The sequence below is a fragment of the Haemophilus sputorum CCUG 13788 genome, from assembly GCF_000238795.1.
GTDB classification, from domain to species: domain Bacteria; phylum Pseudomonadota; class Gammaproteobacteria; order Enterobacterales; family Pasteurellaceae; genus Haemophilus_A; species Haemophilus_A sputorum.
The window spans coordinates 19,416-44,452 of record NZ_AFNK01000001.1; the positions used below are offsets into that span (position 1 = coordinate 19,416).

17 protein-coding genes and 1 riboswitch are annotated in these 25,037 nt (G+C 39.7%); of the genes, 11 read left to right on the forward strand and 6 right to left on the reverse strand.

The features are described 5' to 3' along the window. Positions 1-20: 20 nt before the first annotated feature. The gene (gene ydiJ / locus HSP_RS0100095; RefSeq protein WP_010128069.1) at positions 21-3,116 is read right to left on the reverse strand and encodes a D-2-hydroxyglutarate dehydrogenase YdiJ; all 3,096 of its coding nucleotides are present in this window, start codon (positions 3,114-3,116) and stop codon (positions 21-23) included. A gap of 356 nt (positions 3,117-3,472) precedes the next feature. Here ydiJ and ompA (HSP_RS0100100) point away from each other — a divergent pair, with 356 nt between their 5' ends. From ompA (HSP_RS0100100) to HSP_RS0100110, 3 genes are all read left to right on the forward strand, one after another. Next, complete coding sequence (ompA, locus tag HSP_RS0100100; RefSeq protein WP_010128071.1) at positions 3,473-4,561, forward strand: porin OmpA; 1,089 nt, start codon at positions 3,473-3,475, stop codon at positions 4,559-4,561. A gap of 285 nt (positions 4,562-4,846) precedes the next feature. Next, positions 4,847-5,971, forward strand: a complete 1,125-nt coding sequence (gene ompA, locus HSP_RS0100105; RefSeq protein WP_010128072.1) for a porin OmpA — start codon at positions 4,847-4,849, stop codon at positions 5,969-5,971. Between the two features lie 132 nt (positions 5,972-6,103). Continuing rightward, entirely contained in the window at positions 6,104-6,601 is a 498-nt protein-coding gene (locus HSP_RS0100110; RefSeq protein WP_007525758.1) for a YbhB/YbcL family Raf kinase inhibitor-like protein, read from the forward strand. 62 nt (positions 6,602-6,663) lie between these two features. On the opposite strand, the gene asnA is transcribed toward HSP_RS0100110, so the two are convergent. Continuing rightward, positions 6,664-7,656: an aspartate--ammonia ligase gene (gene asnA / locus HSP_RS0100115; RefSeq protein WP_007525680.1), complete on the reverse strand. Its 993-nt coding sequence runs from the start codon at positions 7,654-7,656 to the stop codon at positions 6,664-6,666. A gap of 174 nt (positions 7,657-7,830) precedes the next feature. On the opposite strand from asnA, the gene asnC reads away from it, so the two are divergent. From asnC to thiE, 5 genes are all read left to right on the forward strand, one after another. After that, positions 7,831-8,304 (forward strand): transcriptional regulator AsnC, encoded by a 474-nt coding sequence (gene asnC, locus HSP_RS0100120; protein ID WP_007525700.1) that lies wholly within the window; start codon positions 7,831-7,833, stop codon positions 8,302-8,304. A 192-nt stretch (positions 8,305-8,496) separates the two neighbouring features. Further along, positions 8,497-8,979 carry a Dps family protein gene (locus HSP_RS0100125; protein WP_007525643.1) on the forward strand — a complete coding sequence of 161 codons (483 nt, stop codon included), beginning with the start codon at positions 8,497-8,499 and terminating at the stop codon, positions 8,977-8,979. A 110-nt stretch (positions 8,980-9,089) separates the two neighbouring features. Next, a riboswitch (TPP riboswitch) is annotated at positions 9,090-9,178 on the forward strand. Between the two features lie 46 nt (positions 9,179-9,224). Beyond that, the gene (gene thiM, locus HSP_RS0100130) at positions 9,225-10,028 is read left to right on the forward strand and encodes a hydroxyethylthiazole kinase (RefSeq protein WP_007525632.1); all 804 of its coding nucleotides are present in this window, start codon (positions 9,225-9,227) and stop codon (positions 10,026-10,028) included. After that, positions 10,021-10,827 carry a bifunctional hydroxymethylpyrimidine kinase/phosphomethylpyrimidine kinase gene (gene thiD / locus HSP_RS0100135; RefSeq protein WP_007525689.1) on the forward strand — a complete coding sequence of 269 codons (807 nt, stop codon included), beginning with the start codon at positions 10,021-10,023 and terminating at the stop codon, positions 10,825-10,827. Before thiM ends, thiD begins: the two co-directional genes overlap by 8 nt. Continuing rightward, on the forward strand, positions 10,820-11,479 hold the full coding sequence (gene thiE, locus HSP_RS0100140; protein WP_010128074.1) for a thiamine phosphate synthase: 660 nt from the start codon (positions 10,820-10,822) through the stop codon (positions 11,477-11,479). The genes thiD and thiE overlap by 8 nt, the downstream gene beginning before the upstream one ends. A gap of 65 nt (positions 11,480-11,544) precedes the next feature. On the opposite strand, the gene HSP_RS0100145 is transcribed toward thiE, so the two are convergent. Further along, positions 11,545-12,867, reverse strand: coding sequence for an anaerobic C4-dicarboxylate transporter (locus tag HSP_RS0100145; RefSeq protein ID WP_007525759.1), 1,323 nt, complete (start codon positions 12,865-12,867; stop codon positions 11,545-11,547). Positions 12,868-12,994: 127 nt separating this feature from the next. On the opposite strand from HSP_RS0100145, the gene dapF reads away from it, so the two are divergent. Continuing rightward, a complete protein-coding gene (gene dapF, locus HSP_RS0100150) occupies positions 12,995-13,819 on the forward strand; it encodes a diaminopimelate epimerase (protein WP_007525742.1) in 825 nt (274 codons plus the stop codon). Positions 13,820-14,051: 232 nt separating this feature from the next. On the opposite strand, the gene HSP_RS11390 is transcribed toward dapF, so the two are convergent. Next, positions 14,052-14,204, reverse strand: a complete 153-nt coding sequence (locus HSP_RS11390; protein ID WP_155819767.1) for a hypothetical protein — start codon at positions 14,202-14,204, stop codon at positions 14,052-14,054. A gap of 26 nt (positions 14,205-14,230) precedes the next feature. Here HSP_RS11390 and rpoB point away from each other — a divergent pair, with 26 nt between their 5' ends. After that, complete coding sequence (rpoB, locus tag HSP_RS0100160) at positions 14,231-18,259, forward strand: DNA-directed RNA polymerase subunit beta (protein ID WP_010128075.1); 4,029 nt, start codon at positions 14,231-14,233, stop codon at positions 18,257-18,259. 261 nt (positions 18,260-18,520) lie between these two features. Further along, positions 18,521-22,807 (forward strand): DNA-directed RNA polymerase subunit beta', encoded by a 4,287-nt coding sequence (gene rpoC, locus HSP_RS0100165; protein ID WP_010128076.1) that lies wholly within the window; start codon positions 18,521-18,523, stop codon positions 22,805-22,807. Between the two features lie 84 nt (positions 22,808-22,891). On the opposite strand, the gene HSP_RS0100170 is transcribed toward rpoC, so the two are convergent. After that, positions 22,892-23,707, reverse strand: coding sequence for a DUF4435 domain-containing protein (locus tag HSP_RS0100170; protein ID WP_007525728.1), 816 nt, complete (start codon positions 23,705-23,707; stop codon positions 22,892-22,894). Beyond that, the gene (locus HSP_RS0100175; RefSeq protein WP_007525635.1) at positions 23,697-24,980 is read right to left on the reverse strand and encodes an AAA family ATPase; all 1,284 of its coding nucleotides are present in this window, start codon (positions 24,978-24,980) and stop codon (positions 23,697-23,699) included. The genes HSP_RS0100170 and HSP_RS0100175 overlap by 11 nt, the downstream gene beginning before the upstream one ends. Between the last annotated feature and the right edge of the window lie 57 nt (positions 24,981-25,037).

The window sequence follows — 25,037 nt, forward strand, 5'->3', positions numbered from 1 at the left end:
ATTGCGGGGTGTTGAAATCGTTAGCTGATAATTTCTAGCAATGCTTGGACTGGGTGTTTAATGCCCTGATGCACCATACGTTTGACTTGTGAGCGGCAAGAATAACCAGTCGCTAGGCAGCGATTCATTGGTTTATCTGCCATTTTGACTTGCCAAGATTGCGCATAAATTGCCTTCGACATTTCAATATGCGCAGTTTCATGCCCAAATGTACCTGCCATGCCACAACAGCCAACATTTTGATTGATAAGCGTTTCCCCAAAATAGGCAAAAATTTGCTGCCAATCTTGTGTGGCACTTGGTAATTCAGTCGATTCAGTACAATGTGCAAATAAATGCCATGGCAAGCGGTCAGATTCTACGGCTTTTTTACTGACGTTGAGCGTTTCATTTTGAATGACGGATTTTAACCATTCATGGGCTAATTGCACATGGAAATTCCCTCGTTCTGCTTTGAGAATATCACGATATTCATCGCGATAGAGCAAGGTTAATGCTGGGTCAATCGCCACCATTGGCAGACCTAATTTTGCGACTCGATTTAAGAATTCTGCTTGGTTTTTGGCTGTTTTTGCAAATTGGCTTAAAAATCCTTTAATGTGTTGCGCTTTGCCACTTGGATTAAATGGTAAGACGATTGGGCGGAAACCAATTTTCTCTACAAACTTCACAAAATCGGCTACCACTTTAGCATCGTAAAAAGTCGTGAAGGGATCTTGTACAATTAGTACAGTTTTGCAATTTTCTGCAGAAAATTGACCGCTTGCAGCACGTTGTTCCAACGCTTCTAATGTTTCACCCTGATAGCCAATTGCTACTAATTGCTGGCGCAAATTCGGTACAGATAATGCTGGTAAGTAAGTCATGCCAATGAGTTTATTAGCAGCGACTTCTGCAAGCTGTGTTGTACTAAAGAAGTTAAAAAAGCGCGGGGCTTTCGCCATGATAGGCGCAATAAATTCTAAATTTGATACCACATAGTCTTTTATTGGACGGAAATAGCGCTGATGGTAAAGCTGATTAAATTGGCTGCGGAATGTTGGCACATCAATTTTAATCGGGCATTGGCTTGCGCATGCTTTACATGCCAAGCAAGTATCCATTGCAGCTTTTACTTCATGTGAAAAATCGTATTCTTGCTTTTTCTTCAATGAATGGCGGATTTTGGCAACAAAATCGGTTAGTTTTAACGAATTTTTGCTGGAGTCAAAAATTAACGTTTGTGGATCAACACCTTGCTCGGCTAATAAGCGCAACCATTCTCGAATCATTGCTGCACGCCCTTTAGGAGAAAAAAGACGATTTCCTGAAACTTTCATAGAAGGGCACATTGTGCTGTGAACATCAAAGTTAAAGCATAAGCCGTTTCCGTTACAACTCATCGCGCCTTTAAACTCATCGCGCACCTCAATTGGAATCGTGCGGTCGTAATCTGCGCGCATGGTCGAATCAATTGGATACAGGGTTTCGGCTGAATCTAGCGGCGTACAGATTTTGCCCGGGTTTAAGCGGTTGCTGGGGTCAAAGAGGGTTTTGATTTGGCGTAGTTCTCGCCAAAGCTGCTCGCCAAAGAAGCGCTCACCATAGTAAGAACGCATTCCTTTGCCGTGTTCCCCCCAAATTAAACCACCATATTTGGCAGTCAGTTCGACGACCTGATCTGAAATCATCTTAAAGGTTTTAACTTGTGCTTTATCGCATAAATCCAGCGCAGGGCGAACATGTAAAACTCCTGCATCAACGTGTCCAAACATTCCGTAGGCTAATTGATGACTGTCTAATAATGCACGGAATTCGCTAATGTAATCGGCTAAATGTTCAGGTGGCACGCAAGTGTCTTCAACAAAAGGAATGGGTTTCGCCCAACCTTTAGCATTGCCTAATAATCCCACTGCTTTTTTACGCATTGTGTAAATTTTCTCAATTGAAGCTAAATCATCACAGCATTGGTAACCAATAATGCCTGCTTCATTTCGAGCAATTTTGTCATCAAGCGAACGACATAATTCGGCAACTTGTGCTTCAATTTGAGCAGCATCGTGTCCTGCATATTCGACGATATTGATGCCTAGAATCGGGTTTGCCTCGTCTTCTTTTAATAAGTCTGAAACGGAGTGCCAAATAATGTCTTGTTTAGCCAGATTAAGCACTTTGGAATCGACGGTTTCTACAGATAACGCTTTTGCTTCTAGCATAAAAGGTGCAGCGCGTAATGCAGCATCAAAAGAGTTATATTTAATATTGATTAACGTGCGATATTTTGGAATAGGTAATAAATTTAATTTGGCTTCACAAATAAATGCAAGCGATCCTTCAGAGCCTGTCAAAATACGGGTTAAATTAAATTGACTCTCATCTTCATTAAATACATTTTTTAAATCATAGCCTGTTAAAAAACGATTTAATTGTGGCAAAGAAGAGAGCACTAATGGGCGTAATGTTTTGCAGCGAGAAAATATGGTTTCATGTAATTTTCGCCCGTACTCGGAAAGATTTAATTGGGTTAAATTTGCAGAAAATTGTTCAGAATTGATCGCTTGCGTTTCTAATACCTCTCCGTTAATTAACACAGATTTGAGTCCTAAAACGTGGTCGGAGGTTTTGCCATATTGTAATGAGCCTTGTCCTGAAGCATCAGTGTTAATCATTCCGCCTAATGTAGCACGATTGCTAGTGGATAGTTCAGGAGAGAAGAAGAGACCGTATGGTTTGAGATATTGATTTAATTGATCTTTTACGACACCAGCTTGAACACGAACCCAACGTTCTTCAACATTAAGCTCTAAAATTTGATTCATATGGCGTGAAAGATCAACGATGATATTTTGGTTCAATGATTGCCCGTTAGTGCCCGTTCCACCACCTCTTGGCGTGAACGTTAGCGCGCTAAACTCTGTTTTTTGCGCTAATTTCGTTAAAATTACAACATCAGCGATTGATTTAGGGAAAAGTAAGGCTTGCGGTAATTGCTGATAAACACTGTTATCTGTTGCTAAAGAGAGTCTATCTGAATAGCTAGAGGCGATATCGCCACTGAAATTTTGTGTGCGCAGGCTTTCTAAATAAGCGCTAACTATGGGATCTAAAGATGGTGTTTGCGAGAGTCTAGGTATCATTATATTTATTCCGAATAATAAATTTTGCTAAATATTAACAAGAAAAACGTAGATTGAAAACGAAAGTAAATAAAAGGCTGACTTTTGTCAAAGTTGTCATTTTGAGCTTAAATTTAGTTAAAAAAGACATTTATTTCAGATTTGTTTAGTAAATAACATTGATTTTATGTGATTGGGTACCCATAATAAGAATATTCTTGCTCATACTTTCATTATATGGAGAGTACAAGAATGTGATAGATGGTATATATGCCATTTATTTTTAGTGGCAGAATCTGTCATATAGGTCTCTTTATTCTCTAGTGAGATGGGAGCTTTCAATATTATCAATCTATGAAATATAGAGGATCATCCAAATGAAAAAAACATTAGTTGCATTAGCAGTATTAGCTTCAGCAGCAGCAACCGCAGCACCGCAAGAAAATACTTTCTACGCGGGTGCTAAAGCTGGTTGGGCATCATTTCATGATGGCATCAAACAATTAGATGCAAAAGATGGCGGTAAATACGGCATCAATAAAAACTCTGTAACTTACGGTGTATTTGGTGGTTACCAAATCTTAAACCAAAACAACTTTGGTTTAGCTACAGAAGTAGGTTATGACTATTTTGGTCGTGTTCGTGGTCACCAAAATACTAAAGCTGGTGGTGAGAAACAAACTTTCAAACATTCAGCACATGGCACAACTATTTCTTTAAAACCAAGCTATGAAGTATTACCTAACTTAGATGTTTACGGTAAAGTAGGTATCGCATTAGTAAATAACCGTTACAAAACAGTGAATGTGGTAACTAAAGCGCCAACAAAAACTCACCGTTTCCAAAGTTCTTTAATTTTAGGTGCGGGTGTTGAATATGCAATTCTTCCTGAGTTATCAGCACGTGTTGAATATCAATGGTTAAATAATGCAGGCAAAGCAAGCCAAGCTACTTTAAACCGCATGGGTGCAACAGACTACCGTCCTGATATCAGCTCAGTATCTGCTGGTTTAACATACCGCTTTGGTCAAGGCGCTGCACCAGCACCAGTAGCTGCGCCACAAGTTGAAACTAAAAACTTCGCATTTAGCTCAGATGTATTATTTGCATTTGGTAAAGCAAACTTAAAACCAGCTGCAGCACAAGCATTAGATGCAATGCAATCTGAAATCAATGCTTCAGGTTTAGGTAATGCAGCAATCCAAGTAAATGGTTACACTGACCGTATCGGTAAAGAAGCAGCAAACTTAAAACTTTCACAACGTCGTGCAGAAACAGTAGCGAACTACATCGTTTCTAAAGGCGCACCAGCTGCAAACGTAACTGCAGTAGGTTACGGTGAAGCGAACCCAGTAACTGGCAACACTTGTGATGCAGTTAAAGGTCGTAAAGCGTTAATCGCATGTTTAGCACCAGACCGTCGTGTTGAAGTTCAAGTACAAGGTACTAAAGAAGTAACTATGTAATAGTTAGTTCTTAACGGACTTAGCTAAATAAGAAAAACCCGCATTCTTGCGGGTTTTTCTTTATAATGGAGTTCTATCAGCTGGTTTGAGTGATTTATATCAATAAAACGCCCGAATTTTAATCAAATCAATAAAAATTGTTTGATTTTCGTTTTTTTTGTTTGATAGAATGTAACTGTAATAAGGGCTTTTACATATTTCTCATGTTGAGGAATTGAAAAAGGTAATATTCGGCTCATTATGAGCAGTTTTTAGATGACGAAATTGAAATAGAGGATCATCAAAATGAAAAAATCATTAGTTGCATTAGCAGTATTAGCAGCTTCAGCAGCAGCAACAGCAGCTCCACAAGAAAATACTTTCTACGTTGGTGCTAAAGCAGGTTGGGCGGCATTCCACCACGGCATTAAACAAATCGACGACAAACACGCGACCGATGCTCGTTATAATGCTAACACTAGCAAATTCGGTATCAACCGCAACTCTGTAACTTACGGTGTGTTCGGTGGCTACCAAATCTTAAACCAAAACAATTTTGGTTTAGCAACCGAATTAGGTTATGACTACTACGGTCGTGTTCGTGGTAACGACAGAGTTAACAATAGCGATGTTCGTGCTTACAAACACTCTGCACACGGTCTAAACTTAAGCTTAAAACCAAGCTATGCAGTATTACCTGACTTAGATGTTTACGGTAAAGTAGGTGTTGCATTAGTTCGTAACGACTATAAATTCTACGATGTAACTGGTGCAGGTAATCACTCTAAATACCACAACTTAAAACCATCTTTAACTTTAGGTGGTGGTGTTGAGTATGCAATTCTTCCAGAATTAGCATTCCGTGTTGAATACCAATACTTAAACAAAGCGGGTAACTACTCTAAAGCAGTTCGTAAAGCTGGCGGTCAAGATTTCACTAAATACAGTCCAGATATCCACTCAGTATCTGCTGGTTTAACATACCGCTTTGGTCAAGGTGCTGCTCCAGCACCAGTAGCTGAGCCACAAATCGAAACCAAAAACTTCGCATTTAGCTCAGATGTATTATTTGCATTTGGTAAAGCAAACTTAAAACCAGCTGCAGCACAAGCATTAGATGCAATGCAATCTGAAATCAATGCTTCAGGTTTAGGTAATGCAGCAATCCAAGTAAATGGTTACACTGACCGTATCGGTAAAGAAGCAGCAAACTTAAAACTTTCACAACGTCGTGCAGAAACAGTAGCGAACTACATCGTTTCTAAAGGCGCACCAGCTGCAAACGTAACTGCAGTAGGTTACGGTGAAGCGAACCCAGTAACTGGCAACACTTGTGATGCAGTTAAAGGTCGTAAAGCGTTAATCGCATGTTTAGCACCAGACCGTCGTGTTGAAGTTCAAGTACAAGGTACTAAACAAGTAACTATGTAATAGTTAGTTGCTAAAGAACTTAGCTAAATAAGAAAAACCCGCAGTAATGCGGGTTTTTTTATGCTCTTTTAACCTGAACGCGTTATTATAGAGATCTTCAACGTCGTTTATTTAATCATTAAGGAGAGGCTTATGTTTATCACAAGCTCAGCCATTAAAAATGGTGTATTTGAAGATAAGTATGGAAAAAGAGGGAATCAATTTAGCCCAAATGGTATGCCAACCTATTCTATTCCATTTGAGATTCATCAAGCACCAGAAAACACACAATCTTTTGTTGTAGTACTAGAAGATAAAGATGCAATCACAGCCAGTGGTTTTGTTTGGATTCATTGGTTAATTGCTGATCTTAAACGAACAAAGATTGAAGAAAATGAAAGCCAAACTGCAACCGATTATGCGCAAGGAGCAAATTCTTGGGCGAGTAAATTAGGGCAATTTGATATTCAAGAAGCCTCATTTTATGGAGGAATGGCGCCGCCAAATTGTTTACATCGTTATGAACTGATTGTTTATGCGCTAGATACAGAGCTTAATTTATCGTCTGGCTTCCGTTTTAATGATCTCCATTTTGCGATGCAAGGTCACATTTTAGCTCAAGCTAGCATTATGGGAACTTATGATGTTTAGGTAAGCTAACTAAAAAGGCATACACATAAAGTGTATGCCTTAACGTATTTGATATTTCCTGATTACAGGATATTTTTGAACTGTTCTAATGTAGCTTTTGGCCAAACGCTAGATTGTACTTCACCGATGTGTTGTTTACGAAGTAAGAACATCGCTAGACGAGATTGGCCGATACCACCACCAATAGATAGAGGTAATTTACCGGCAAGTAAATCTTTATGCCAATCCATTTCTAAACGAGATTCATCGCCAGTTAATGAAACTTGTAAGCGTAATGCTTTTTCATCCACACGAATCCCCATTGAAGAGAGCTCAAATGCAGTGCCTAACTGTTCGTTCCAAACTAAGATATCGCCATTTAAGCCTTTGTAGCCGCTTTCAGATTCAGTTGTCCAGTCATCATAATCTGGAGCACGACCATCATGTGGTTTACCATCAGATAATTTGCCACCGATACCAATCAGAAATACGGCACCAAATTCTTTACAGATTGCATTTTCGCGCGCTTTGCTGCTTAAATCTGGATAGCGTTTGACTAAATCTTCACTGTGAACAAAGGTAATTTGTTTTGGTAAGATGGATGGAATATCAAAACGCGCTTCTACTGCTAATTCAGTTAAACGAATCGCTTTATAGATTTCATTCACGGTTTCTTTTAAATATTCAAAGTTACGACGACCAGTCGGAATCACTTTTTCCCAGTCCCATTGGTCAACATAAACTGAGTGGGTTGCATCAAGAGAATCTTCATCTGGGCGTAATGCTTTCATGTGTACGAATAAACCTTCGCCTTCTTGGAAACCAAAGCGCGCAAGGGTATGGCGTTTCCATTTTGCTAAAGAATGAACCACTTCATAAGTCGCGTCCGGAATACATTTCACGTGGACTTGTACTGCTTTTTCAATTCCTGAAAGGTTATCTTGCATGCCGTTGCCGACTTCGCTCAGAATTGGGCCTTGAACTTCAATAATGCCGAGTTTATCAATTAAATATTGGGTAAAAGTGTTTTTAACAAAGCTAATTTCGTTTTGTTGTAAGATAAATGATTTTTTCATTGTTGCTTTCCTTTTGATAATTCATTGTCCATTAAAATGGTATGCACGTAATTTAACGGATTTCTTAAAAAACTCAATAGAAATTCAATAAAACTCTTTTTGTGTTATATAATATCTAAAAATAATTTATATTTTTTATATTTTATTTAAGTTTTTACAAAAGTGGAGGAAAATTTGACCGCTTCTCAACTTAATAAGCCTGTGCTCGATGCGTTAGATCAGCATATTTTACGTTCGCTAATTCAAGATGCTAAAACACCATATGCAGAAATCGCACGACATTATGGGGTGAGTGCTGGGACTATTCATGTGCGTGTGGAGAAAATGCGCCAATCTGGCGTCATTGAAGGAACAAAAATTAAGATTAACGAGCGCAAGCTAGGTTATGACGTTTGCTGTTTTATTGGCATTATTTTGAAATCAGCCAAAGATTATGAACAAGTTATTGCTAAACTGAATGCATTTCCTGAGGTGGTTGAGGCATATTACACCACGGGTAATTATTCGATTTTTATCAAAGTCATGACGCATACCATTGAAGAGCTGCATCAAGTATTAGCGGGTAAGATTCAAAGCATTGATGAAATTCAATCGACTGAAACCTTGATTTCTATGCAGAATCCGATTTTGCGTGATATTCAGCCTTAACAAGCGGTTTATTTTGATGAAAGATTTGCAAATGTTAACTTTTTGTTATTGATAATTGTATTTTAATTTGTATTTGCTATTGATTCTATCGAATCTATCGGCTTTTCAATAAAAAGTGAGGGCGTATAATGATGCCATCAGAAGATGAGAGACTGATAAAACATCAATTCATAACAATAGAGGAAACAAAATATGTCAAAAACAATTATCGGCTTAGATAAAGCACAATCATCAGAATTAGCAGCAAAATTAAATGAGTTATTAGCTACTTACCAAGTTTTTTATACCAATGTACGTGGTTATCACTGGAATATTAAAGGCGTGAATTTCTTTGAATTACATGCAAAATTTGAAGAAATTTATACGGATTTGGTTGAGAAAGTGGATGAAATTGCAGAGCGTATTTTAACTTTAGGCTATACACCGAATAATGCTTATAGCCAATACTTGAAAGTTTCACGTATTCAAGAAGATATCGCTATCAGCACTGCGCAAGATTGCTTAACTGGCACCTTAAAAGGTTTAACTGTGTTACTTGAGCAACAACGTGAAATTTTAAATTTTGCTGGTGAGGCAGAAGATGAAGGTACTGCATCTCAAATGAGCGATTATATTAAAGAGCAAGAAAAATTAGTTTGGATGTTCCAAGCTGCTTGCCAAACTTGCCACGCTTAATCGAAATCAATCCCGCCCCGTGCGGGATTTTTGTTAGATAAAAATATGATCTTCATCACACTTTACAGTTTCGTAGCTTGCGAAGTGTGATGTAACCTTTTATAGTTCCATGCCATAAGTCGGGGTGCCGAAAGGCTGAGATAATACCCGTGAACCTGATTCAGTTAGTACTGACGTAGGAAACTTACACCTTATTTTCAACCGTGCCTGCTTTCCTTTCAGTATGATTTCTTTGGAGGAAAAGCATGTCATTTCATTATTTAGAACAAATCCGTCAAACCAATCCACTCATTCATTGTATTACCAATTATGTTGCTGCAAATTTTACGGCTAATGGATTATTAGCGATCGGCGCATCTCCGTTGATGTCAGCCAATGTGGCTGAAGTTGCAGAGATTCAGCAATTTGCAAAAGGGTTATTGCTTAACATCGGCACACCAAATGGGCCAGAAAACATTGAAGCGATGATTCTTGCAGGCAAAGCGGCAAACAAAGCAGGGATTCCTGTTGTGTTAGACCCCGTGGGAAGTGGCGCAACAAGCTATCGCCGTCAAGTGGTAGAAAAATTGCTATCAGAAGTTAAGTTTGCGTTGATACGTGGAAATGCTGGCGAAATTGCGCCTTTAGCGCAAATTCAGTGGAGATCAAAAGGCGTTGATGCAGGTGCTGGCGAGGCTGACTTAGCTGAAGTAGCGAAACAAGTAGCACAACAATATCACTGTATTGTGGCTATTAGTGGTGAAACTGATTTTGTCAGCGATGGTCAACGGGTTGCGAAAGTCCAAAATGGGACACCGCTATTTCCTAAAATTACTGGTTCTGGCTGTTTGCTCGGTGCAGTCTGTGCTGCCTTTTTAAGTGTTGCACCAGCATCTGCTTATTTTGATGCCGTGGTGGAAGCAACAACGGTATATGCTGTTGCGGGAGAATTCGCTGCCCGTACTTTAAATCGCACACAAACAGGGGCTTTTGCGGTGAAATTTTTAGATCAGTTAGCTGAAATCAACATGACTTTGGCTGAGCAACAAGGGAGAGTCATTTATGCGTAATTATCCTCAAGCTTTAACTATTGCAGGTTCAGATAGTGGTGGCGGTGCTGGGATTCAGGCGGATTTAAAAACCTTCCAAATGCGAAAAGTGTTTGGCACTAGCGTCATTACTGCTGTGACGGCACAAAACAGTACTGGTGTGTTTGATATTCATGCAATTCCGCTTTCAACGATTGAAAGTCAGCTTAAGGGAGTCGCAAGCGATTTTGATATTCGCGCCTTTAAAATTGGCATGTTAGGCACCGCTGAAACAATAGAATGTGTAGCCGCATTCTTGCAAGCTCGTCCATTTGGGCAGTTAGTGCTAGATCCTGTGATGATTGCCAAAGGTGGGCAACCTTTGTTACCCAATAGCGCAGTAGCTGCACTTAAGCAGCATTTGTTGCCATTAGCTGATGTAATTACTCCAAACCTGCCAGAAGCTTATGCGCTCACAGGCGTGGAGATCGTCGATTGCAAAAGTGCGGAAAAATCTGCCCGCTTGTTACAAGCACAAGGGGTGAAAAATGTGGTAATTAAAGGAGGGCATCTACAAGATTCGCATAGTGAGATTTGTTTTGATTATGTATTTAGCGAGTCTGGCGATTTCACTTTACAAAGCCCGCGTTTTGATACTCCGCATACTCATGGCACAGGCTGTACTTTTTCTGCTTGTATCACGGCAGAATTGGCGAAAGGCTACTCATTAGATACCGCAATTCGCACGGCGAAAGCTTATATTACGGCAGCCATTAGCCATCCGTTAAATATTGGACACGGCCATGGGCCGACTAACCATTGGGCATATCAAGATGAATAAAATGAAAACTATTTTGCCAGTCTATTTTATCGCTGGCACGCAAGATGTACGTCATTTAAGTGGCGACCCTGCACAGAATTTATTGTCTGTGCTGAAGCAGGCTTTGGAAGCAGGAATTACTTGTTTTCAATTTCGCGATAAAGGCGAACATTCGTTGGCTAATCAACCTATTGCGCAAAAAGCGCTCGCGCAGCAATGTCAGGCATTATGCCGTACTTTTAATGTACCGTTTGTGATAAACGACGATGTAGCATTAGCACTTGAGTTAGCCGCAGATGGTGTTCATGTGGGGCAAGGTGATATGCCGATAGAAACAGTGCTTGCTCGCACGCAAGGAAAAATGTTCGTAGGGCTTTCAACGCATTCATTAGAACAAGCGCAACTGGCGCAAGCCAATCCTCACATTGACTATATCGGGGTGGGTCCAATTTTTCCAACGCAATCGAAGAAAGACCAAGATCCCGATGTTGGGCTTGATTTTGTCGCCTATTTACGCCAAGCGGGGATAACGAAACCGATTGTCGCAATTGGGGGAGTGAATGCAGAGTCTGCTCCGTGTTTATTAGGCGATGGCGCAGATGGTGTTGCTGTCATTTCAGCTATTGCGCAAGCAAGCGATATTGCTGCAGTCGTTAAGTCATTGAAAGGCTAACAGTGGCAATTTTAGATACAGAAAAGGGGCGGAAATCCGCCCCTGATTGTTTGACAAGCGGTCAATTACAATAAAATATTTGCAAATAATAGACCGAAGGCTAAACAGAATGCCATGCTTAATAAGCCTGGTAACATAAAGCTGTGGTTGAAAATGTATTTACCGATTCTGGTTGTACCGGTGGTATCAAAGTCGATAGATGCAATAATCGGACCATAGTTTGGAACGAAGAAGTAACCATTTACTGCCACAAACACCCCAATTAAAACAGGTGCTGGAATACCTAATGAAATACCAAGTGGGAATAAGGTTGCTACAGTCGCGCCTTGGCTGTTAACTAATACAGAAAGCACAAATAATGCAAAAGCAAACGCCCATGGTGCAGTATGAACTAAACCTTCCACTAAGCCTTTTACTTCAGTCATATGTGCTTGCATTAACGTATCACCTAACCATGCGATACCGAAGATAGCGATTACTGCACGCATCCCTGCATGGAATACAGAACCTTTAGTGATAGCAGTACCATCTGGTTTGCAAGTCATAATAATCAATGCACCGATTGATAACATGATGATTTCAATAGTATGAGCCATACCCATTGGTTTGCCATCAAATACTGGGCGAAGAGAAGGCATTGCACCCATGATTACTACTAATAACGCACCAAATAAGAAGAGTGAAACAGAAACTTTTGCAGTTTTGCTGATTTCGATTTCTTTATTGCTGGTTTGAGAAGCAAAAATATCTGCGTATTTTGGATCGCTTAAACGACGTAAATATTCTGGGTCATCTTTTAATTCTTTCCCCATTTTATTCACAAAAATACATGCAAGGAAAATCCCTAATAATGTAGATGGGATAGTTACCATCAATACATCACCTAAGTGAATACCTTGTGGTTCAAGGAAAGCGACAACTGCTACAACCGCTGCTGCAATAGGACTTGCTACAATCGCAAATTGTGATGCGATTACTGCCATAGAAAGTGGACGTTCTGGACGAATACCATTGTGACGGCTCACTTCAGCGATTACTGGTAATACAGAATAAGCTACGTGACCTGTACCAGCTAATACGGTGAAAGTCCAAGTTACAAGCGGTGCAATAAAGGTAATATATTTCGGATTACGGCGTAAAATGTTGGTTGCGAGTTTGATCATATAATCTAAACCGCCAGCAGCTTGCATCGCTGCAGCTGCAGAAACTACCGCCATAATCATAAACATTACATCAATCGGTAAACCTGCTGGTTTAAGTCCGAACCCGAAGGAGAGAATAGCTAAGCCTAAACCGCCAAAGACCCCTAAACCGATACCACCTGCACGTGCACCGACTAAGATACACAACAGGACGATCGCAAATTGCAAGAGAAACATTCCTGACATTATTTGATTACTCCATTGTAAATTAAAAGAAAAGACCTCATACTTATTGATCATATCAACATTAAAAAAATAAATAAATCTAATCATCAGGATTAGATTTAATAAAAGTCAAAAAATAAGGAAAAATATGCAATTTTCTAAAATGCACGGGCTTGGCAATGATTTCATGGTTATTGACGGCGTCACCCAAAGCGTATTTTTGACCGATGAGCTGATTCGCAAATTAGCCGATCGCCATCGCGGAGTAGGCTTCGACCAGCTGTTATTAGTTGAAGCACCTTACGACCCTGATTTAGATTTCCACTACCGTATTTTTAACGCTGATGGCAGTGAAGTTTCTCAATGTGGCAATGGCGCACGTTGCTTTGCTCGCTTTGTAAGCCTCAAAGGATTAACTGATAAGCAAGATATTAAAGTCAGTACCGCAAATGGCAAAATGGTATTAAGTTTGCAAGAAGACGGACAGGTACGCGTGAACATGGGCAAACCGATTTGGGAACCGGCAAAAGTTCCATTTATTGCCAACAAGTTTGAGAAAAACTACTTGTTGCGTACTGAATTGCAAACCGCGATTTGTGGCGTCGTATCGATGGGAAATCCGCATGCGGTGTTGCAAGTTGAAAATGTGCAAACAGCCCCAGTCAATGAGCTTGGCCCATTATTAGAAAATCATGAACGTTTTCCAGAGCGAGCGAATATTGGCTTTATGCAAGTGGTGAATCGTCATCATATAAAACTACGCGTTTTTGAACGTGGTGCGGGTGAAACACAAGCCTGCGGTAGTGGTGCGTGTGCGGCGGCTGCGGTCGGCATTATGCAAGGCGCATTAGATAGCCCGGTACGCGTAGATTTGCCTGGCGGTACGCTTATGATTGAATGGCAAGGCGAAAGCAGCCCACTTTATATGACAGGTGATGCGGAACATGTTTACGATGGCTTTTTAAAACTCTAATTTATCGGTGACAAGCGGTCTGATTTTTGTCAAATTTTGCAAAAATCAGACCGCTTGTATTATTCAGAAAAAGTGAGATTAAATTATAAAAACATGGTGCTCAAATTTTCGTAAAACCTTGACGAAAATATAGAGAATTTACTATAATACACAACCATTTTTGCAATAGATTGTTGGCTGACGAAAATCGTCAGCCTTTTGTGCTTTATAAAAATCGGCTGATTTTGTCATTTTAATCGCTGATATTTGCAAAATCCTCATCCGATTTAACCGCTTGCAGTAGTGATTTTTGACTGCAAGAGAGGAAGTCGGAAAATGACACTTCGTACCCTTTTAATGCCACTTCCAGCTGAGTCTTCTCATTTGGATTGTGAATCTCAACCATAACAAAAAATCAGAGGCTATCTAACAATGGCATACTCCTATTCCGAGAAAAAGCGTATCCGTAAGAGCTTTGGCAAACGCCCTCAGGTTCTGAACGTACCTTATCTATTAACTCTCCAACTTGATTCTTATGAAAAATTCATTCAGCAAGATCCAGAAGGACTACAAGGTTTAGAAGCGGCATTCCGTTCTGTATTCCCGATTGTAAGTAACAACGGTGCAACAGAATTACAATACGTTTCTTACGAACTTGGCGAGCCAGTATTTGATGTGCGTGAATGTCAAATTCGTGGTACAACCTACGCCGCACCATTACGCGTAAAATTACGTTTAGTGACTTTTGACCGTGAAGCCGCAGCGGGCACGGTAAAAGACATTAAAGAACAAAACGTGTATATGGGCGAAATCCCATTGATGACTGACAACGGTACTTTCGTTATCAACGGTACTGAGCGTGTTATCGTTTCACAATTACACCGTAGTCCGGGTGTGTTCTTTGATTCTGACAAAGGTAAAACCCACTCTTCAGGTAAAGTGCTTTATAACGCACGCATCATTCCTTACCGTGGTTCTTGGTTAGATTTCGAGTTCGATCCGAAAGATAACTTATATGCGCGTATCGACCGTCGTCGTAAGTTACCTTCAACTATTATCCTTCGTGCATTAGGTTATACCACTGAAGAAATCCTTTCGATGTTCTTCGAAAAAGTGAAATTTGAAATTACTGATGATAATAAACTTCAAATGGAACTTGTGCCTGAGCGTTTACGTGGTGAAACCGCGTTATTCGACATTGAAGCAGATGGTAAAGTTTATGTAGAAAAAGGTCGCCGTATTACGGCTAAACACACTCGTGATTTAGCAAAAGCGGGCGTAACCAAAATTGACGTACCAGTTGAATACATCGTTGGCAAAGTGTCTGCTAAAGATTACGTTAATTTAGAAGATGGCGAAATTGTTTGCGCAGCAAATATGGAAATCTCTTTAGAGATGCTAGCAAACCTTGCGCAAGCTGGTTACAAAGAAATCGAAGTGTTATTCACGAATGATTTAGATCACGGCCCATATATTTCTGAAACATTACGCGTTGACCCAACTTATGACCGCTTATCAGCATTAGTGGAAATCTACCGCATGATGCGTCCGGGCGAGCCACCAACAAAAGAAGCGGCAGAAGCGTTATTCGACAATATGTTCTTCTCAGCAGATCGTTATGATTTATCTGCAGTAGGACGTATGAAATTCAACCGTTCTTTAAACATTCCTGAAGGCGAAGGCACTGGCGTATTAAGCAATGAAGACATCATCCGCGTGATGAAAAAACTCATTGAAATCCGTAACGGTCGTGGCGAAGTCGATGATATCGACCACTTAGGTAACCGTCGTATTCGTTCAGTAGGTGAAATGGCTGAAAACCAATTCCGTATTGGTTTAGTGCGTGTAGAACGTGCTGTACGTGAGCGTTTATCTTTAGGCGACTTAGATGGTGTAACTCCACAAGATTTAATCAATGCGAAACCAATTTCAGCAGCAGTGAAAGAGTTCTTTGGCTCATCACAACTTTCGCAATTTATGGATCAAAACAACCCGCTTTCAGAGGTTACCCATAAACGTCGTATTTCAGCATTAGGCCCAGGTGGTTTAACGCGTGAACGTGCAGGCTTTGAGGTTCGAGACGTTCACCCAACTCACTATGGTCGTTTATGTCCGATTGAAACCCCAGAGGGTCCAAACATCGGTTTGATTAACTCACTTTCTGTATATGCGCGTACCAATAACTATGGTTTTTTAGAAACGCCATTCCGTAAAGTAGTAGATGGTCAAGTAACAGAAGATATCGAATACTTATCTGCAATCGAAGAAGGTAACTATGTTATCGCACAGGCGAACTCAAACTTAGATGAGAATTTCCGCTTTACCGATACTTATGTCACTTGTCGTGAGCAAGGTGAATCAGGTTTATACAAACCGGAAGAAGTTCACTATATGGATATCTCAACCCAACAAGTGGTTTCTGTGGCAGCGGCGCTTATCCCATTCTTAGAGCACGACGATGCGAACCGTGCGTTAATGGGTGCGAACATGCAACGTCAAGCTGTTCCAACATTACGTGCGGACAAACCATTAGTTGGTACTGGTATGGAAAAACCAATCGCACTTGACTCAGGTGTAGCGGTTGTTGCTAAACGTGGTGGTACAGTTCAATACGTTGATGCTTCACGTATCGTGGTGAAAGTTAACGAAGATGAAACCATTCCGGGCGAAGCAGGTATCGATATTTATAACTTAATTAAATATACCCGCTCAAACCAAAATACTTGTATCAACCAAATTCCTTGTGTGAATTTAGGTGAGCCAGTAGCACGTGGTGAAATCTTAGCTGATGGTCCTTCAACAGACTTAGGTGAGTTAGCATTAGGTCAAAACATCCGCGTGGCGTTCATGCCTTGGAATGGTTATAACTTCGAAGACTCAATGTTAGTGTCTGAGCGTGTAGTTCAAGAAGACCGTTTTACCACCATCCACATCCAAGAGTTATCTTGTGTGGCGCGTGATACCAAATTAGGTTCGGAAGAAATCACCGCAGATATTCCAAACGTGGGTGAATCTGCGTTAAGCAAATTAGATGAATCAGGTATCGTTTACGTTGGTGCAGAAGTTAAAGGTGGCGACATCTTAGTTGGTAAAGTAACACCAAAAGGTGAAACCCAATTAACCCCAGAAGAGAAACTTTTACGTGCAATCTTCGGTGAAAAAGCATCTGATGTAAAAGACTCTTCATTACGTGTACCAAATGGCACATCAGGTACGGTTATTGATGTTCAAGTCTTCACTCGTGATGGCGTACAAAAAGATAAACGTGCGTTAGAAATCGAAGAAATGCAACTTCGTGAAGCGAAGAAAGATTTAACTGAAGAGTTAGAAATTTTAGAAGCTGGTTTATTTACCCGTGTACGTAGCCTCTTAGTAGAAGGTGGCGTTTCAGAAGCGGAATTAGATAAAGTTAACCGTGAAAAATGGTTAGAACAAACGCTTGAAGATGAAGCGAAACAAAACCAACTTGAACAACTTGCAGAACAACACGAAGAGTTACGTAAAGAATTTGAGCGCAAACTTGAAATCAAACGTAACAAGATTATCCAAGGCGACGATTTAGCGCCGGGCGTGTTGAAAGTTGTAAAAGTTTACCTTGCGGTGAAACGTCAAATTCAGCCAGGGGATAAAATGGCGGGTCGTCACGGTAACAAAGGGGTTATCTCAAAAATTAATCCAGTTGAAGATATGCCGTATGACGAAAACGGTCAACCAGTTGAGATCGTATTGAACCCACTGGGCGTTCCATCTCGTATGAACATCGGTCAGATTTTAGAAACCCACTTAGGCTTAGCAGCAAAAGGTATCGGTGACCAAATCAATGCGATGATCAAACAGCAACAATCAGTGGCGAAATTACGTGAATATATCCAAAAAGCGTACGATTTAGGTCACGGTTCACAAAGTGTTGATTTAAGCACGTTTACTGATGAAGAAGTGATGCGCTTAGCAGAAAACCTCCGTAAAGGTTTACCGCTTGCAACACCAGTATTTGATGGTGCACATGAAAGCGAAATCAAAGGCTTATTAGAGTTAGGTGGCTTACCAACTTCAGGTCAAATTACCTTATTTGACGGGCGTACCGGTGAGAAATTCGAGCGTCCAGTAACAGTAGGTTACATGTATATGCTCAAATTGAACCACTTAGTTGATGACAAAATGCATGCTCGTTCAACAGGTTCTTATAGTCTTGTTACTCAGCAACCGCTTGGTGGTAAAGCACAATTCGGTGGTCAGCGTTTCGGTGAGATGGAGGTTTGGGCATTAGAAGCATATGGTGCTGCTTACACACTTCAAGAAATGTTAACCGTGAAATCGGATGACGTGAACGGTCGTACGAAGATGTATAAAAACATCGTAGATGGTACGCACTATATGGAACCAGGTATTCCAGAATCGTTCAACGTAATCACCAAAGAAATCCGTGCATTAGCGATTGATATGGAATTGGATGAGGCGTAATTAGAGATTAACGGAGAAAGAAAAGCGCCCTTCTTTAGCAAAGAGGGGCTGTGGGAGATTTAATAGCAATGTGAAATTTCCCAATGTACTCCGTTTTGATTACTGCCAAATCTCCCCTAACTCCTCTTTACTAAAGAGGGGGACTGGAACAAGCAGTCAAATTTGCAAAAAATTTTACAAATCGAACCGCTTGCAATCGAAAAAATTTTATAAGGTGGGCGAAGCCTGCCAAGCAAAACAACCTCAAACTAGGGGCAAAAAGTGAAAGACTTAGTTAAGTTTTTAAAAGCACAATCTAAATCAAACGATGATTTTGATGTAATTAAAATTGGTTTAGCCTCACCAGATAAGATCCGTTCTTGGTCTTTCGGTGAAGTAAAAAAACCAGAAACCATCAACTACCGTACCTTCAAACCTGAGCGTGATGGTCTTTTCTGTGCGCGTATTTTCGGGCCGGTAAAAGATTACGAATGTTTATGTGGTAAATATAAACGCTTAAAACACCGTGGCGTAATTTGTGAAAAATGTGGTGTTGAAGTTACTCAAACTAAAGTTCGTCGTGATCGTATGGGTCATATCGAATTAGCTTGCCCAGTTGCGCATATTTGGTTCTTAAAATCATTACCGTCCCGTATCGGTTTGATTTTAGATATGCCATTGCGTGATATTGAACGCGTACTTTATTTCGAAAGCTATGTAGTGACCGAACCAGGCATGACCGATCTTGAAAAAGGTCAGTTATTAACTGAAGAACAGTTCATGGACGCAGAAGAGCGTTGGGGTGATGAATTCGAAGCGAAAATGGGTGCAGAAGGTATCCAAGCATTATTACGCGACATGGATTTAGAACACCAATGCGAAGTGATGCGCGAAGAGTTACAAGAAACTAACTCTGAAACCAAACGTAAAAAAATCACGAAACGCTTAAAATTATTAGAAGCTTTCCAACAATCTGGCAACAAACCAGAGTGGATGGTAATGACTGTATTACCAGTGCTTCCACCAGATTTACGTCCATTAGTGCCACTTGATGGTGGTCGTTTCGCAACTTCAGACTTAAACGATTTATACCGTCGTGTGATCAACCGTAATAACCGTTTAAAACGCTTATTAGATTTAGTAGCGCCGGATATCATCGTACGTAACGAAAAACGTATGTTACAAGAGTCTGTAGATGCATTATTAGATAACGGTCGTCGTGGTCGTGCAATTACCGGTTCTAACAAACGTCCATTAAAATCTTTGGCAGATATGATCAAAGGTAAACAAGGTCGTTTCCGTCAAAACTTATTAGGTAAACGTGTTGACTATTCAGGCCGTTCGGTAATTACCGTAGGTCCATACTTACGTCTTCACCAATGTGGTTTACCGAAAAAAATGGCATTGGAATTATTCCGTCCATTTATTTATTCAAAATTAGAATCTCGTGGCATTGCATCAACAATTAAAGCTGCGAAGAAAATGGTTGAGCGCGAAGAGCCGATCGTATGGGATATTCTTGCAGAAGTTATCCGCGAACACCCAATTTTATTAAACCGTGCGCCAACGCTTCACCGTTTAGGTATTCAAGCGTTTGAACCGATTCTTATCGAAGGTAAAGCAATCCAGTTACACCCACTTGTTTGTGCGGCGTTCAACGCGGACTTCGATGGTGACCAAATGGCGGTTCACGTACCATTAACACTTGAAGCACAGTTAGAAGCACGTGCGTTAATGATGTCAACTAACAACGTACTTTCTCCAGCGAGTGGTGACCCGATCATCGTTCCATCTCAAGACGTTGTATTAGGTTTGTACTACATGACGCGTGAGAAAGTGAATGCGAAAGGCGAAGGCATGTACTTCTTAGACCCACGCGAAGCTGAAAAAGCTTACCGCACTGGTCAAGCAGAATTACACGCACGTGTTAAAGTTCGTGTGACTGAATATGAGAAAAATGAAGCAGGCGAATTTGAGCCAAAAACTTCATTAGTGGATACCACGGTAGGTCGTGCCATTTTATGGATGATCGCACCAAAAGGTATGCCATATAAACTCTTTAACCAAACATTAGGTAAAAAAGCGATCTCTAAATTGATCAACGAATGTTACCGTCGTTTAGGCTTAAAAGAGTCTGTATTATTAGCTGACCATGTTATGTACACTGGTTTTGCATACGCGGCACGTTCTGGTGCATCTGTTGGTATCAACGATATGGTGATTCCGGCACAAAAAGAAGAAATTATTCGCGCAGCAGAAGCAGAAGTTGCAGAGATCCAAGAGCAATTTAACTCGGGTCTTGTGACGGCAGGTGAGCGTTATAACAAAGTGATCGATATTTGGGCTGCAGCAAACGAACGCGTTGCAAAAGCGATGATGGAAAACCTTTCTACGGAAGAAGTGGTTAACCGTGAAGGTAACTTAGAGAAACAAGCCTCTTTCAACAGCATCTTTATGATGGCGGATTCAGGTGCGCGTGGTTCTGCGGCACAGATTCGTCAGTTAGCAGGTATGCGTGGCTTGATGGCACGTCCAGATGGTTCGATCATCGAAACGCCAATCACGGCGAACTTCCGTGAAGGCTTGAACGTTCTTCAGTACTTTATTTCAACCCACGGTGCGCGTAAAGGTCTTGCCGATACCGCATTAAAAACAGCGAACTCAGGTTACTTAACCCGTCGTTTAGTTGACGTGGCACAAGACTTAGTTATCATCGCTGATGACTGTGGTACATCTGAAGGTATCGTGATGACACCTCACATTGAAGGTGGCGACGAGAAAGTGCCATTACGCGAACTTGTATTAGGTCGTGTAGCAGCAGAAGATGTATTAAAACCGGGTACAAATGAAGTGTTAATCGCACGTAACACATTAATTGATGAAAAATTATGTGACGTGATCGATGAAAACTCTGTAGATAGCATCAAAGTACGTTCTGTTGTAACTTGTGATACTGACTTTGGTGTGTGTGCGAAATGTTACGGTCGTGACCTTGCACGCGGTCACTTAATCAACCAAGGTGAAGCAGTAGGGGTTATCGCGGCACAATCAATCGGTGAGCCGGGTACACAGTTAACCATGCGTACGTTCCACATCGGTGGTGCAGCATCTGCAGCAGCGAAAGAATCTAGCGTACAAGTGAAAAACAACGGTACGATTAAGTTAAGCAATGCGAAATTCGTTACAAACAAAGACGGTAAGTTGGTATTAACTTCACGTAATACTGAATTAACTGTTATCGATACTTTCGGTCGTACTAAAGAAAACTATAAAGTGCCTTACGGTGCAGTGTTATCGAAAAATGATGGCGCAGAAGTAACCGTTGGTGAAATCGTTGCAAACTGGGATCCGCATACCATGCCGGTTATCTCAGAGGTGGCAGGTCGCATCCAATTTAGTGACATCGTAGATGGCTTAACCGTTACGCGTCAAACAGATGAATTAACTGGTTTATCATCAATCGTTGTTCAAGATGTGGGTGAACGTGCAACAGCAGGTAAAGACTTACGTCCAGCATTACGCTTAGTGGATAGCAATGGTAATGACATCTTAATTCCAGGTACCGATGTTCCAGCGCAATACTTCTTACCAGGTAAAGCGATTGTGACGTTAGATGATGGTGTTGAGATTGGTGTGGGTGAGGCGTTAGCGCGTATTCCACAAGAGTCTGTAGGTACCAAAGATATTACCGGTGGTCTTCCACGCGTGGCAGACTTATTCGAAGCACGTAAACCGAAAGAGCCAGCAATCTTGGCGGAAATCTCAGGTATCGTTTCATTTGGTAAAGAAACCAAAGGTAAACGTCGCTTAGTGATTACTCCAGCAGAAGGCGAAGCATACGAAGAAATGATTCCAAAATGGCGTCAGCTCAACGTATTCGAAGGCGAAATGGTACAACGTGGTGATGTGATTTCAGATGGTGCAGAAACACCACATGATATCTTACGCTTACGTGGCGTACACGCAGTAACCGACTACATCGTTAACGAAGTCCAAGAAGTTTACCGCTTACAAGGGGTAAAAATTAACGATAAACATATCGAAGTTATCGTTCGCCAAATGTTACGTAAAGCCGTTATCACTAACGCTTACGACAGCGAATTCCTTGAAGGGGAACAAGTTGAAGTGGCACGCGTGAAAATTGCAAACCGCAAACGTGCAGAAGAAGGCAAACCATTGGTAGAGTTTGAACGTGAATTGCTTGGTATTACCAAAGCATCACTTGCAACTGAGTCATTTATCTCAGCGGCATCGTTCCAAGAAACTACCCGTGTGTTAACTGAAGCAGCGGTGGCAGGTAAACAAGACGAATTACGTGGCTTGAAAGAGAACGTTATCGTAGGTCGTTTAATCCCAGCTGGTACTGGTTTTGCATATCACAAAGCGCGTGCAGAAAAACGTGCCGCGGCAGCAGTAGGACAAGCGGTTGATTTTGCAGAAACTTTTGCAAATCCAACCAACAGCTTTGCTACTGATGCTGACATCGAAGCCGAATTTGAATTCGTTGCGGATGATGCAACCCAAAGCCTTGCTGCGTTATTAAACGCAGAAATGGAATCGGAAGAGTAATCTATAAGGTGGACTAAAAGCCCACCGTTAAGAGATAGAAAAGCCCTCAGAGCTTAAAGTCCTGAGGGCTTTGTCCTATATGCCTTATAAGAGTGAGCATAAGTCGGAATAATAGTCTATACGTTCATTATCTATTTCTAGGGTTTTATCTAGTAGTATAAAACTAGTTGAGATTAGATTATCTAATGGTAGACTTTTAAATAAACAGCGATGTCGTATAAATTGGCTGATTAGACTTACTAAAAAATGTCCTTTAATAAAGTGAAAAGGAACTTTCTCTATATTAGATATGTTTTCTTTTATGTAGTGTTCATTATTTATCGTGTTTTCTATAAACATTGATATTTTTTGATTATCTAATTCATTAGAGTTCCTCTTAAGAAATCTATCACATGAATTACCTAGTACCTGAATACCTCTTTGCTCAAATTGAAGAATAATATCTAGCTTAATTAATTCCTGTAATTGATCGTGTATGTTTTGTGACCAGATGTTAATTTCCTTCTTGGATATTTTCCCTCTAGAGTAGTTTTCAATTATTAAATCTAAAGCAATTTTAGAGAATAAACAATTTTCAATAGAATGCCCATAGGTATATAGGATATTCTTATGAGATGTTTTTTTATTGTGATATTCTAAATAATCAGAATCTCGAGCAACTATAATAGAATTATTTAACTTACCTGATTTTATTTGCTCGATTTTTTCATCTAGAATACTACATCCCGTGATATTTTCCTCATATCTAAAGCTGAAAGTTTTTCTTTTAGAGAATATAGAGAATATTTTTCCCCAAAAGAATTCATCATTTTTATCCTCAACATAAACGATATAATCTGTTTCAGTAAATTCGGATAAGCTATTTTCTGCATCGAGAGAGTATTCTAAATCATCTTTCATGTATAAAGCCTGTCAATTCACGAATGTCATTCATCTTAATAATTTTACTTTTATGTTTACCTGCGATTTCAGGTGAATGTGTTGCAACAATTATCTGAGCATTGGGATTTAAAGCTAAAACAGAAGAAATAATTTCTCTTTGCCATTCGATATGTAAAGATATTTCTGGCTCATCAGCAAGAAAGATACAACGCTCTTTTCTTTGTAATAATGTTTCGATTAGTAATATTAATAATTGTTTTTCTCCAGAGGATAGCTTAAATAGTGATATTGGCATTTTATCATTTTTAACAAAGTTTAATTCTCCTTTGTTTAGCTTGAAACGTTTATCTGTAAATTTAGATAGAGTGTCTAAAAATAAGTTATTGTTAGAAAATATTTTCTCATTTTTTGCCTCTGCTTCACTAGATAATTCTATGATTTTATCAAATATTTGTTTTGTTATAATTGCTTGGGATGGAATTTCAAAATCATCATTAATCCCGCTTTTTTTCTTAAACAATTCTATTGTTTCAATTTCATCAAAAACGGTATTAATGTAATTGTCTATTTTATGTTCTGTATCCTTGTCATTGAATCCAAAACGCTTATAAGTTCTTTTTAATTTTTGTCTTTCACTTTCCTTATTAGCAATACGTTTAATTGCCCTTTTATTGGTGTCTAGAAGAGATAATAGAACGTCTTTTTGTAGTTGCTCTGATATGGTTTGAGACTGTTGAGTAAGTTCAAGTTGATATTTACTAAATTGAGATAGTAATTCATCTAAATAGTAATCTACGGATGATGAAATTCCTTTTTTGTATAATTCATTTTTGTCTCTTTCGTATTTATAATTGTTTTTATTTCTATAGACTGATAGAGAATATAATTTTACATATTGATTCATATGTTCTTGTAAGTCGATATAACGCTCTTGCATCCTTTTTCGAATAAATAGACTTCTTCCCTCACTAAGGATTGGAAGTGTATATTCTCTACTATCTATTTTATATGTGATTGTTGGTATTCTTTCTTCATCTAAGTCATTCTTTATAATTTGTATAAATGCAGTTCTATGGGTGTTTTCTAATGTTATATTTATTTCTTGAAATTCACTTTCACTTAATTCAAGCATGTCAATAGATAAAGCAGCATGTAGAATGTTCATAAAAGTAGTTTTTCCAGATCCGTTTCTACCTATAATAATATTAATATCATCATTGAATTTATTATTACAAGTATATTCTTCCCAGAATCCTAAAATTTTTATAGATGTAATTTTATAATCAGACATACTATATCTCCATAATATAAACTTTTATTTATTATATCATTTAAATAATATTTAGAC